This window comes from Segatella bryantii (genome assembly GCF_022024215.1).
GTDB lineage: Bacteria > Bacteroidota > Bacteroidia > Bacteroidales > Bacteroidaceae > Prevotella > Prevotella bryantii.
Window position 1 is genome coordinate 548,998 of sequence record NZ_CP091797.1, and the last position, 12,709, is coordinate 561,706.

The window sequence follows — 12,709 nt, forward strand, 5'->3', positions numbered from 1 at the left end:
GACCGTGTCACCACCATTCTCGTTCTGCACAGAAACGACCCTCTGCCCGATTTTGGTGAAACGTGGTAGATTTATTTCTCCAACACATTGGCTGTTGCAGAGTTATTGTTAGAGACCACCATCACCGTTTTTCCCTGTACCAAGATGTTGGCAATGATATTCAGGATGGTCTGCGTCTTTCTTGTTCTAGGAGGTCCTTGAATCACGCTGATTTGGTTCTCAAAAGCACACCTTACGGCTTTCTCTTGACAGGAGTTACAGCCAAAAGGAAAAATCAAATCAGATACACGATGCCTCTTGACATGATATTCATTTGGGTTAAGATATGGGGCTGCGGCCAACTCCTTGTCAATGAAATCTATCTTTTCATAAAGCGCAAGAAGGATGCCACCATGCTCTTCATCCTTACCCAGTTCATTAACCTGTGCAATACGCTTTAGGAATCCAAAAGCATTATTTGCGATGTCGTCTGCCAGACGGCATCCTTCAACCAAACCACATCACTATAATGATATGTACGAGGTGAAGGCTTAAACTTCACCTCGTACACACCATTATCGCCCATCTGGAACTGCTCTATCTGCAAAGCCTTGGGCTGCCCTTTTATGATGATGAATGTGTTTGGCATTTTACAATCCATAATTACACCTTCTTCTTAGCGTCCTCTTCTATCATTTTGACAGATTCAAGATTCGCCAGTTCCACTACTGTCGCCACTATTCGAGTCATCATTAAGATTTTTCAACCGCTTCACGGGTTTCGACGCACTTGTCTTTTGCCCTCTTGACGAACTTGTAAGAATTTCTTTCGAGTTCCCTCTTCGCTCAATTCCTTAAGCGAGTATTCACACTCACCCTGCCTTCCTCATCCTTGTATAGTATCAATTTATTCTCTTTGTCCATATTTCGTATAACGCTTTTATCTGTTGAATATTACATTAGCCATCTTACACTTTACATCTTCCTTCAACAATCACGTGTCTATCGTGCAAAACGAATTAAAGCGGTTGCCGATTATATTATATTGTCCAGCTGAGTTACAAACGGCATATACCGTCCCTTGCCTTTGCGCTGCACTTTCATGATGTCGAACGCTCCGATGTCGGCAGGCTTGCCGGGGACATATTCCAGTAGGAGGAACTTCTGGACATTGGTGGCGAGACGTAGAAGATAGCCATCTGGAATATCTTGCTTGCTGACTATCCGCGGAGAGTTTGTGATGCGGTATGCTGTTGCCTCTTGGTTGTTCCAATAATGAAACATGATGTAGCCAATTTTGCTGAGTATCAAATCGTCCAGTTCGCCCTCTTTCATGCCAAGGGCCAACTTGCCAACAGGTTCTGTTTTTTTACGAGTGGTCATATTGGCTGCATACATCAGCACGTCGGTTCTCTCTACAATTTCTTCCTCCAAGAAAGGCAGACGCACTATCAGATCTGATTCATGGCACATGAACAGGTCTGTCTGTGTGTCCTCAGCCTTGACGATATCAGGTATCTTCCTTCTGAACGTGGCAAACGTCTTGACGTCCTCAATCTCTTCGCGACGGGCCTTGCTGATTTTTACGAACTCATCTTCCTTCTCTATACCGAGAAAACGACGGCCAAGCAGGTTGGCGGCTATACCTGTTGTAGAAGAACCTGCAAAGGGATCGAGAATCCAGGCTCCTGGCTGGGTGGATGCCAGAATGATACGACTCAGCAAGCTTAGCGGTTTTTGCGTGGGATGCTTTGTGCAGGCTTTCTCCCAAGGGGCAATAGCGGGCAGGCGCCACACGTCGGTCATCTGTTTGTCACCATTGATGTGCTTCATCAGCTCGTAATTATAGTAGTGAGGAACTTTCTGTGACTTTCGTGCCCAGATGATGAACTCCGTAGAATAAGTTGATTCCGTATTCTGATTGTAGCTCTTTTACAACAGAGCTACAGTTAGAGAAGAAGGAACAATCCATCTGGTCATATTTGATTTCATCATCCCAGAATGATATGAATTGAGTGTTCGGGTCGTATTTTAGAGTGATTCCCTCATCTGAATCCTCATAGATAATCCCTTTTGTATGCTCACCAGAAATCCCCAACTGATTTAGTATCATAGGATTCAATTATCCAATCGTTTTCAGCCAATCAATATACTCCTCAAGTTGTCTTTCATCCAATAAATTTGTGAGGAAGGAGAGTTTTGCCTCTGCATTGGCAGTAGAAGCCAATTCATTGCAGATGGTCTCATAAGGTTCAAAACCTCTCTCCTCTATCCAAGAATTTTCCTTCAACAAATTTGAGAGAGCATCATGTTTGTCTTTGCCAAACGCACGTCCAAGCAGCTGACAATTCTCTATGTCATCGCCGTCGGGAGCTTGCGTAAAGCCTTCAGTTGTGTAAAATATGTATTCTGTCATATCGTTTGTTGTTAAAACCCAAAGTTATCCTCTTTGTACTCATTAAGAGCGATCCATTGGCAGTTAGATACTGAGAAATGGAAACCTTCGGATAAGGCGTCAACCAATTCTTCCAAATCATCACAAGATGACGCGAATTGCTTATCTTCGTCCGAAAGTTTAATCTTGACAACTCTATTTTGTACGAAATCAAGGATAACTATGTAATTAGGTATCTGCTTCATAATTAAATCTTTCTATAAACACCATTTCCTTTGAACTCTATAATTCCTTTATCACGAAGGAATTGAAGTTGCTGGCGAATCTTATCAGGAATGTGATTGTTATCGGGATGTTTAACTTGTAATTCATCAACGAAAGAATACATTTGCTTGAGCGTAAATGTCTCATCAAGACGTTCAACGAGGTGTAGTGTATCCATCAGCCACCCTCTGCTCTCCAACGATTTTGTTTGTAGGTTGAACACTCTATGATAATGCGAAACAACTTCTTGAACAGGAAGGGCAATACCATTTCTGATGATAGGTATTTTCGCTGTTGTAGGTATTTCTCTCATCAAAATGTTGCATCCTTCCCAACCTGCTCGTCTTGCGGTGGCAGCTAATGCATCACGTTTCTCTATAACGGATGGGGTAAAGAAACACTTGGGAACAATCACCAGATTATTAACTTCGTATCGGTCATAGTGCATAAAGAAGAAACTGGGATTTTCAAGAGAGGTGATTCTTCCTATCATTGTTCGGTAAACTCCATCTGCAACCGTGGCTTGAAAACTCTCGCTATCAGACCTTTTGCTTTTCAACTCGTATTGTGATTTGCAATGTTCACACACATAGTCCTTAACAGGAGCATTAGGCTTAGCACGTCTAATAGAAACTTCACCACAAATAGGACAATACATATTGCGTGCCAACCAATCTTCAGTCAGCACACGCGCAATTTGACTAGCGCTCTTGTAGCCCTCTGCCAATGATGTGTTAAATCTCAAATCCATCTCTTACTTCAGAAATTTACGGTTTTCAGATTCTTCAAGCACCTTCATCTGCTGAATTGCTACTTGATTTAGTTTGACAAGTCTTTCTGTCTGCGGCATGCCATCGTTGATAAACACAGCATTCAAGTTCTCCATGTTTGAAAGGCAAATGAGCTCGTTGATGGTTGCATAGTCGCGTATGTTACCCTTCTTGTCGGGATTTGCCTCGCGCCACTCTTTTGCTGTCATACCGAACATAGCAACATTCAAGACATCAGCTTCTTCCGCATAGATGAGTGATTTGTGGTACGCATCAATCTCTTCAGGTACAATATTCTGCTTTATGGCATCAGTATGAATACGATAGTTGAGCTTTGAGAGTTCACGTTTGACCGACCATCCAATTTGCTTCTGTTCTTCTTCCTTGAGACGCTGGAATTCCTTGACGAGATAAAGTTTGAATTCCACAGAAATCCAAGATGCAAATTCAAAGGCAATATCTGTGCGTGCGTAAGTACCTCCGTAACGACCTGCCATTGCTACAAGTCCTTTTGCATTTGTTGATTCTATCCATCTTGATGGCGACATTGTGAAAGCATTGAGTCCTGCCTCTTTTCTAAACCCCTCGAATTCGAGGGGGTTAAAACAAGGATTGAATAGTTGTTCCCAAATACCCAGGAATTCTATCGTGTTGCGATTGCGCATCCAATTTGATATTACGCCATTTGGGTCACTACTATTTTTTTGGCGTGCAATATCTGTAATGCAAACAAAGTCCTCTCCTTCGTGTTTAATTGTACGAACTGTTGCGTCCTTTACTTCTATATTTGTAACCTTCTTTGCCATAATCAGTTTGTTTTGCAGTTTCTACATACAATGTTCGTTGTAGGCATCCTGTATATCCGTCAATGATATTATCAGCTCCTCTGGCATATCTCTTACCGTCTGATAACAGGTTGTCAAGTCTGGGTTTACATCGTTGATGACTGCATGACGGATGTTTGGATAACGCTGCAACATGTAGAAGAGCATGGCTCCACCACCCACGAAGGGTTCAATATACGTCACATCATCCCAAGTTTCAAAGTCTACAGGCAACAGAGCATCTAGTTGTTCTATGAGTTGTCCTTTGCCACCCACCCACTTGATAAACGGTTTTGCTTTTGAATATGTACTCATTCTTTCTTTGATTTAGTCAGCCGGAGCTACCTAGTTGTTCGTTAATACTATTTATACTAATCGTCAATTGCTCCCATATTGACTGTCATTTAATGTTCCATTATCTCAGGTAGCTCTTCGAACCTCAGCAAGTCATCTACCTGAACATCAAGGAGCTTAGCTATCTGCATGAGGGTTTCAAGGGAGGGCTGAGCCGCGTTAGTACACCATTTGCTGACAGTTGCGGGGTCTTTGCCCAGCTGCTCGGCAAGCCACTTGTTGGTTTTCCCATTATCAACTAACGCAGTCTTAATACGATTTAATTTTCTGTCCATTGCGACACATTATTAATTATTCATTGATGCAAAAATACTATTTTTTTCTTGAAAAATGTATATTACGCAATAAAAATGATGTTTTATGGCTGATTTTTTTTGATTACTACACGTTTTTCGTTGTTTTTGAGTATTTTTGCAGTCTAATAGAACGAATTTATAGTTAGCATGACAGTAGAAAAACTATTTCTCAACACACTCACATTTGAGTATCCGAAGGAACCTGTGAAGTTCTACTTCTCAGAAAAGGATGATGCCGAGCGAAAAAGCACTCCGCTCAAATCCCTTGTACTGATACCAAAGGAAGTAAAGCAGACACAAAAGTATATCGATTTGTTTGCGGGTTGTGGAGGTGTTAAGATTTACACCACTTTTGATTTACCAGCTGAAGGGTTTGATGCAATCTACATAGACTTCAACGCCGAGGAAAACGAATATCTGGTGAAGAGATACTACAATCGCAGATTGGAAAAGTATTTCAGATACTATGATGATGTTGTCGTAACGAAGTCTGGGATAACCGATGATATACAAATATGGCTTCTCAACAACGGAGAGAAGAGTCACGTTAACTATAATGGTAAGCAATACGAGCTGATGACGATGGATAGGTTTACTATAAGGGTGAAATATGACCGTTTCAACAATAGACCTTATCTTCTCGTCGCCAACGACAGACCTGCACTTTTGCTCAATGCTCCTCTTAAAAAACTCTTCAACGATTTTCCTGATGAACCATTTACGAATCAGACTGGTATTATACCGAGCATGATTAATTTCGTCATGACCCGTGAAGTCAAGAAAGGTTCAATTGGTAAAAACTATGTTGTTCGCAGGATTGACAAGTACGAATATCTGCAGAGTCATAACATGTTCTGTCCACTTGAAACAACCCTACCCATCATGGGTGGTGAGCTGAAACGGTTCTTCGGTTTGGATCGGCACGAGGCCCCCCGCTCGTTTGAAAGTAAATACATCCGCTACAAGGAAAAGATTGAAGCGTTTCGCAAGAGATTCCTCAACACGGAAGACATAGCAAAGATATTCCATAATCTGGCATACGATTTTACAGAAGTCAATCCGTTACAAGTCGGTCAAACCAGCAGTTCTAAACGAATGCTCATATTTGGAAAAGACGAGAACGGCAACGATGTGAAAAATGTTCGTCAGCAACATGGTGTCAATTATGGGCCTCACATAAAATGTCCACACACCGATGTTCAGATGATATTTATCTTTCCCAAAAACAGTATTGCAGAAGCAAGAGATTTAATAAAGTACATGCGTGTTGGTGGATATAAAGGTCAAAGCAAAGCCCTCTCTAACTACATTGGCAGTAATGTGGCTTATGCTGACAAATCCTTCCATATCCAATTTGAGGATGAAACAAATCCTGTTCCTGAAATAGAGAAAGCTCTACAAGCCGACTGCTACAGGAATAAGGATAATCGTATCAAATACGTTGGTATCTATATTTCCCCAATTCATAAGTTTTCTTCAGCGCGTGATAGTAAAGAGTGTTACTACAAAATAAAAGAACTTCTCCTTAAATACGACATCCCCACGCAATGTATCGACAGAGGCAGGATGAATGACATGATTGATAAAGACAATCGTAACCAGAAAGCCAATTTTGCCTATACCCTCCAAAATATGAGCGTTGCCATTTGTGCTAAATTAGGTGGTTCGCCCTGGCTGCTTGATGAAACAGAGAAGAAAGAGTTGATTATCGGTATTGGAGCCTTCCGTAGCGAAAATCAGCAATATATTGGTGCAGCCTTCTCGTTTGACAATACTGGTATATTCAACGATTACAGTTACTTCGAGAAATCTGAACTTGACGAGTTGGTTGGTGCAATTAAGTTAGCCATTATGCGCTACTCATCGGTAAACAATCCGCCTGAACGCATCATCATTCATTATTATAAGAAGATCAGCCGTAAACGAGAGTTCAAGAAGGTTGAGGACATGCTTCAAAGCCTAAACCTTGATGTACCTGTCTATATCGTAACCATCAACAAAACTGAGTCTGAGGATATTGTCTTGTTTGATGAAGAGAGCACTTATTCTTCTTACAATTACCAGAAAAGGCAGAGTGAAAGCGTGAAGAGTCTTATGCCGTATAGTGGTAAGTGGGTGAATCTTGGACCTTCAAAAGAAGGACACAGATATCTGCTATGCAACAACACGCGCTACGAAGGAGAAAGATTCAGCGCAATGGATGGATTTCCCTTCCCAATCAAGCTGACCATAGCATGTCCTAATCGTAATGACGAAATTGATACGCCTGTCGTTCAGCAACTGATAGATCAGGTTTATCAGTTTAGCCGCATCTACTGGAAGTCCGTTAAGCAACAAGGGTTGCCTGTTACCATCAAGTATCCCGAGATGATAGCTGAGATAATGCCCCACTTTTCAGACAAAGCTGTCTATACCGAAAGTAATTGTTTGTGGTTCTTATAATATAGATTATCTATGAACAACTTTGATTTGAGAAAGATACATGAGTTAATTCTTTTCCGAGATGTCTGCACAACAGACAATGGATATATGACAGAGGCAAGCAGCCTACCTCGCATCGAATTGGAAACAGAGGCTTTATATGTACTAACACCTAAAATGTCTGTACTCTTTACTCCAAAATTGCGTTATTATAGGCTTGTTGTCGAAAACGAAATCAATCGCCATATTAATGCTGCAACAGAGTTGTTGGAGGCTGATGGTAGTGAGGAACTGACTAAATTCATACTTAAAAAAACACGAGAATCAGTTACCACTTTGGTAAACGAGGCAAAGCGACTGACAAGATTAGATATCGGGGATAAGAATTGGAAGAATATCACATCAGAAACTCCTTATATACCCAGGTATTTAAAAGCAGCAATAGAACATGCGGTATTTAGTCATTATGTAATCGCAGAGTTGGCTCGATGCTGGCTTGAACTGCAAGACAGATACGCTTACGTTATAGGTAAAGCGGGGTGTTATGACGTGTCTTTATTCTATACATCTTTTGTAGGTCGTAATCCAGACAAGGAGTTTGAACTGATCCGTTTTGATAAATACGATGAGGAAGCAAAGCATTTCAAGAAAGGAAGAACCGATTGTTGTTTCTTTTATGATAATGACGAATACTTTGCGACAGCCATACAGGAGTTCACGAACAGACTTCACCTGCATCATTTGATTCCAGAAGGACTTGACACAAAATCTATGATGAGTCTTTTCCGTGGTCATTCTTGTAGGACTAAATACACTTGGCTTGGCCCAAACCATGTCCTAACACATATCATCAAAGGCTTAACCAAAGATGATAACCCGATTATTACAACATGGCCAGAAGGTACTTCAAAATGGGATGTCGTTTCTTGTCGCTTTGTAGATAAAGATGGCAATGCTCTACCAAACATCCGTAAGGAGACTGTACGAAAGGGGTTCGAGTCAGTGGTCAAAGAGGCTGTTGATGCCCTCGCTGGCTACCTCTAAGAAATCTAAACTTACGACGCAATCTACTCGTCGTAAGTTTTTCTTTTACTTTTTCTGAAAAATTTTCATAATCCATATCTTGCTTTTAATCAGCAGGGTATGGGTTTTTTCGTTTCTACTACGCTGATTTACTACGCCGCTTTTTTGATGGTGTCGTAAATCGGACTCTTGAGATATTGCGACCAAACGCTGATGTGGCAAACCAATCCACCGGCGTTGGTCATTATGTTTTATACAAATAGTATTTCATCTGGCAGAGGACAAGACAGAAGAGATTGCAGTCCTCGCCGCGTAGGAGACATCATCACAGAGATGTTCCTTGGTAATTCACCTCTCGCAAATGACTACCGCAAGTTCATTGCTTCCGAAGAGAATAACGCGGAGAAAGGAGGTGAGCTATGAAAACAAATACGGAGTTATGCATCGACTTGAAAACCAAGTTGCAGAACGATGTACTCATGAAGCCAGGAAAAGATTACCCTGGCATTCTGAGACGTGAAATCCCAAATGAGGAGTTTGGTTTTGATGATGGTCGCTATTCCTTTACAGAGACAATTCATCCAACTGCTGGCAAGCGCAATCCCCATGTGTTCAATGGGCTGTACGTCTCAATCACTCGTAAGGATGATGGCTCGTATCGCCCTAACTTTAAACAGATGCCAGAGCTTGGCGCTAAACTGAGTGTTGACAACTACTCCTTCGAGGTGTACCGTGAACTACGCCAAGGACTGAAGGGCCTTATAGAAAAGTAAAGTAATCACGGCCAAATCTGTTCCAGTTCCAAATGTTCCAATTAAAATTTGAGGGACAAAAGCTCTTCTTTAGAGTTTATAACTAACTAATATATAGATAGTTATGTATAGAATTAGGGCGTAATGGAACTGCCAGGAAACAAACTGGAACAACTGGAACTGGAACAACTGGTCATTCAAATTTCATCTAAAAAGCAATAAATCAATGAAATTCGATATTTCAAAAGCGACTGCGCACGCTATGCCTAACCTGGGCAAAGGCACAGAATGTATCCGTTTGCTGCTCTCGCAGACATCGAAAGACATGCACGAACCTTTTGTTCCGATGCTTTTCCCCGTACTTGGCGCACACATCAGCGGTGCAGAATTTCAGTACCCCGACCTCAGTTGGAAGGAGCCGACGAGCATGATGGCCCAGTTGGTGGGCGACAGCGGCTGTAACAAGGGGCAATTGTCCAACCTCGTGGAGGCTATTTGTCGCGACTTCCGACAGCACGACGAGGGCGAGTTGAAGAAACTGGTGGAATGGTCGAAACAGGTCAAGCAGAAAGCGAGCACAAAGGAGAAGCCTGCGCGTCCGGATGTGGCATTCTATTTTCCACCAAATGACACCACGCGTCCAGCGTTCTTGCAAAACGCGATGGCACTGGAGGCGCAGGGCGGTCGCACGCAATACCTCAACATGCCCGAGGTGGAGATGGCCGACGGCATGTGTGGCGGTCACAAACAGGTATCGCAGATGCTACGCAACATCTACGACCGTCAGCGTGCGGGTGCCCTGCGTGCCACTGCAGATGGTGTGACGGGTAACCCGATTCTCCGTGCCAACCTGACACTTTCGGCCACGCCCTTTGCCGCCAGAAAGTATTACAAAAACGACCTGTTCAACGGCACCTTCGGGCGCATACCCCGACAAGGCAAATACACGGACGAGTTCTACCAGAAGTTGGGCGAGTATCTGGTGCGGCTCGACATCACGAAGGGGCGCTTCATCATTCGTCCGCTGAACAAGTTGGCCGACAAGTTAGCTCAGAACATGGCTTCGCTGGCCGACCTATGGTGGACGACGATGCGCTCTGGGACTGCTCCAAGCGTGCGCTGGTATCGGCTTGGAAAGCTGGTTGCATCCTTTGGATTCTCAACAATCAGACCTACACACGCTCCATTGGTGACGTGGTGGAATGGCTGGTGTATCGCGACCTTTGGAGCAAGATGCAGCCTGAGCTGTACTCTGCGCTGACTCAGGACAAGGTGATAAGCGGGGCAGCTCTGCGTAGCGGGGTCAGCCAGGGCGTGATGCAGGCTTGCTAGGACGCTGCTGGCGAGGTCATCAAGGCATGGGCTACCGAGGGACATAGCGTGGCTCTGCCCGGACTCGGCACCATGCGCTTCGGACTAAGCGCAGGCACCGTGAGCAACGGCAGCGGCGACAACGGTTCGTCTGGCAACACCGGCACCGTAACTCCGAGCGGCGACGGCATAGTCGAAGACGAGTGCTAATCAACGTGGGGGCTGACACACAAATGATGTCAGCCCCTACACTTATCTATTATTTTATCGTTTTACTTTTTTACTCATCGTTATTCTTATTTGTCAGACTGATAACAACCTTTGCACCACGCTGAGTGGTATTCGCATATTATGCGACTACTACAGAATCTGCCCTTTCCTTCATTATCCACATGTTCCAAAAAGGAACATGTGCATTTTTTGCACAAGTTGACTCCCTGTCAAGTTCTTCCACTTTATAGAAATTCTTCTTTTGAACAGTCAAGTATTCCTTTTTAGAAAACAAAAACAGCAAGAATCCCACTATATCGACAGATGGAGCGCAGTTTCAGGCCAAAAGAACCAAAAAAATGCGTTTATACACAAATATCCCTTAAAATGTTTATTATATTAAACATTTTTATTTATCATTGCGCTCAATAAGATACAATTATGGGTAAGAATACATTTGGTAAAACGATGCCAAGGGCATTGAGCCAGAACCTGAAGATTATGGGCGAGCAAATCATGTTGGCCCGTAAGCGCAGACATTTGTCTATGCAGGACATTGCAGACAGAGCTACTGTGACAAGACTGACTGTCTCAAAGGTTGAACATGGCGATCCAACGGTTTCCATGGGCATCTATGCACGTGTACTCTTTGTACTTAACTTGGAAAACGACATTACCCTATTGGCTGCTGACGATGCACTTGGCAGACAACTTCAGGATGCAGAATTACTCAGAAAATGAACTATAAAAAAGATAGCATATTCTGCACGTTTTTCGTGAAAAATGTATAACTTTACGGCAGAATTGAAATATGTAGCGAACAAAGATAAACTCGTTGATATCCAGTGGGAAAATACATTCAGACGAGCAATACTAAAAATACAGGTATAAACCAACGATTTAAGGCTATATTTTAATAGGAATCGATAAAATTATTGTATATTTGCATCGTATATAGATAATTCTATAACAGATTTCATATATATAGAAGTTCAGGGTATTAGAGAAGATATTATTTTTCCAAAGAAAAAGATTTAGTTAGTTAAAGATAAAATGACACAAAACAGAATGAAGTCGATAATCTTATCTATGGTATGTCTGATGGCATTACCACTATCGACGTTTGCTCAAACGCAAATTTTTTACGAGAGTTTTAATGAGAATTCGGGTACTGGTGGCAATGATGACGCCTGGACGGGGTCTATTGCTAATAATAACAGCGTAAAGACCGATAACGAAGGATGGGAGTTGACAAAGGCTTATGGTGCATCTCAGTGTCTCAAGTTCGGAGCTAATTCTTCATTGGGCTCTGCAGTTACACCTGCTATTAATGGTGTCAAGGACACGACCTGGGTATCCTTCAGGGCTGGTGCTTGGGCTAATGATAGCAAGACGTTGAAAATCAGTGCCAGTAGTGGTACGCTCGAACAGACTTCTGTGGAGCTGGGCGATGCAACGTGGACAACTTATACCATCAAACTTATTGGTGCGAGCAATGGGGTTAAGATTACTTTCGCTGCTGCTCAGAAGAGTAAAAACCGCTTTTTCCTCGATGATGTAACGCTCACCGTAGATGGTGAGGCTGCCGGTTCTACAGATCCGTCAACAGATAATCCGACAACAGGCGATCAGACCGATGAGGCTGTTACGGCTTCGGTAAAGAGTATCAGTGAGTGGAATGAGTTGGCTGATGGAACTATTGCCCAACTCTATATCGCCGATAGCGAGAATGCACGTGTCATCGCTGTAGAAGACGATCAGGCTACTCTCAAAAATGATAAGGGTGATGTCCTCATCATGCGTGGTTTCACCAAGAATCCTACGATGAAGGTTCAGCAGCATGTTGCGGGCTATATCATTGGCAAGAAGAATTTTCAGGATGGTCTGTCTGTTCTCGATGGTATCAAGAAGACCAGCACATATCTGCTGCTCATCGCTGACCCTGTAACGGAATCGAATGTAGAAACGGCGATCCTGCAGATAGAAGCTGTATCTCGCAGCCATCAGGGATATTTCTTCGATCTTAACGGTGTCAACCGTGGTACCAATCAAGCGCTATTGCCTGCAGGAGTGTATATTCTCAATGGTAACAAAATAACGATTAAATAAAG

General features: G+C 42.8%; 12 protein-coding genes and 3 pseudogenes. 7 read left to right on the forward strand and 8 right to left on the reverse strand.

Translation table 11 applies throughout. From position 1 onward, the window contains the following. Positions 1 to 71: 71 nt before the first annotated feature. The 8 genes and pseudogenes from L6471_RS02150 to L6471_RS02185 all read right to left on the reverse strand — a co-directional run bounded on the left by L6471_RS02150 (position 72) and on the right by L6471_RS02185 (position 4,860). Complete coding sequence (locus L6471_RS02150) at positions 72 to 494, reverse strand: AAA domain-containing protein (protein WP_237797166.1); 423 nt, start codon at positions 492 to 494, stop codon at positions 72 to 74. Further along, positions 437 to 640, reverse strand: a complete 204-nt coding sequence (locus tag L6471_RS02155) for a hypothetical protein (RefSeq protein WP_237797167.1) — start codon at positions 638 to 640, stop codon at positions 437 to 439. The genes L6471_RS02150 and L6471_RS02155 overlap by 58 nt, the downstream gene beginning before the upstream one ends. A gap of 853 nt (positions 641 to 1,493) precedes the next feature. After that, a pseudogene (locus L6471_RS02160) lies at positions 1,494 to 1,883 on the reverse strand (DNA-methyltransferase); the annotation flags it as partial. 217 nt (positions 1,884 to 2,100) lie between these two features. After that, positions 2,101 to 2,394, reverse strand: a complete 294-nt coding sequence (locus L6471_RS02165; RefSeq protein ID WP_237797168.1) for a hypothetical protein — start codon at positions 2,392 to 2,394, stop codon at positions 2,101 to 2,103. A gap of 226 nt (positions 2,395 to 2,620) precedes the next feature. After that, complete coding sequence (locus L6471_RS02170) at positions 2,621 to 3,388, reverse strand: DpnI domain-containing protein (protein ID WP_237797169.1); 768 nt, start codon at positions 3,386 to 3,388, stop codon at positions 2,621 to 2,623. Positions 3,389 to 3,391: 3 nt separating this feature from the next. After that, positions 3,392 to 4,213, reverse strand: coding sequence for a KilA-N domain-containing protein (locus tag L6471_RS02175; RefSeq protein ID WP_237796693.1), 822 nt, complete (start codon positions 4,211 to 4,213; stop codon positions 3,392 to 3,394). A gap of 39 nt (positions 4,214 to 4,252) precedes the next feature. After that, positions 4,253 to 4,546, reverse strand: a pseudogene (locus L6471_RS02180) (DNA adenine methylase); the annotation flags it as partial. Positions 4,547 to 4,635: 89 nt separating this feature from the next. Beyond that, entirely contained in the window at positions 4,636 to 4,860 is a 225-nt protein-coding gene (locus L6471_RS02185) for a helix-turn-helix transcriptional regulator (RefSeq protein ID WP_237796694.1), read from the reverse strand. A gap of 168 nt (positions 4,861 to 5,028) precedes the next feature. Here L6471_RS02185 and L6471_RS02190 point away from each other — a divergent pair, with 168 nt between their 5' ends. The 7 genes and pseudogenes from L6471_RS02190 (at position 5,029) to L6471_RS02220 (ending at position 12,707) form a co-directional block, all read left to right on the forward strand. Next, positions 5,029 to 7,323, forward strand: a complete 2,295-nt coding sequence (locus tag L6471_RS02190) for a Piwi domain-containing protein (RefSeq protein ID WP_237796695.1) — start codon at positions 5,029 to 5,031, stop codon at positions 7,321 to 7,323. A gap of 12 nt (positions 7,324 to 7,335) precedes the next feature. After that, a complete protein-coding gene (locus tag L6471_RS02195; RefSeq protein ID WP_237796696.1) occupies positions 7,336 to 8,346 on the forward strand; it encodes a hypothetical protein in 1,011 nt (336 codons plus the stop codon). A 398-nt stretch (positions 8,347 to 8,744) separates the two neighbouring features. Beyond that, positions 8,745 to 9,098 (forward strand): hypothetical protein, encoded by a 354-nt coding sequence (locus L6471_RS02200; protein ID WP_237796697.1) that lies wholly within the window; start codon positions 8,745 to 8,747, stop codon positions 9,096 to 9,098. A gap of 205 nt (positions 9,099 to 9,303) precedes the next feature. Beyond that, positions 9,304 to 10,338, forward strand: a complete 1,035-nt coding sequence (locus L6471_RS02205) for a hypothetical protein (protein ID WP_237796698.1) — start codon at positions 9,304 to 9,306, stop codon at positions 10,336 to 10,338. Beyond that, positions 10,311 to 10,514, forward strand: a pseudogene (locus L6471_RS02210) (DNA-binding protein); the annotation flags it as partial. The gene L6471_RS02205 and the pseudogene L6471_RS02210, both read left to right, overlap by 28 nt. A gap of 525 nt (positions 10,515 to 11,039) precedes the next feature. Further along, positions 11,040 to 11,339, forward strand: coding sequence for a helix-turn-helix domain-containing protein (locus L6471_RS02215; protein ID WP_237796699.1), 300 nt, complete (start codon positions 11,040 to 11,042; stop codon positions 11,337 to 11,339). Between the two features lie 327 nt (positions 11,340 to 11,666). Then, positions 11,667 to 12,707: a hypothetical protein gene (locus L6471_RS02220; RefSeq protein WP_237796700.1), complete on the forward strand. Its 1,041-nt coding sequence runs from the start codon at positions 11,667 to 11,669 to the stop codon at positions 12,705 to 12,707. The last annotated feature ends 2 nt before the right edge of the window (positions 12,708 to 12,709 follow it).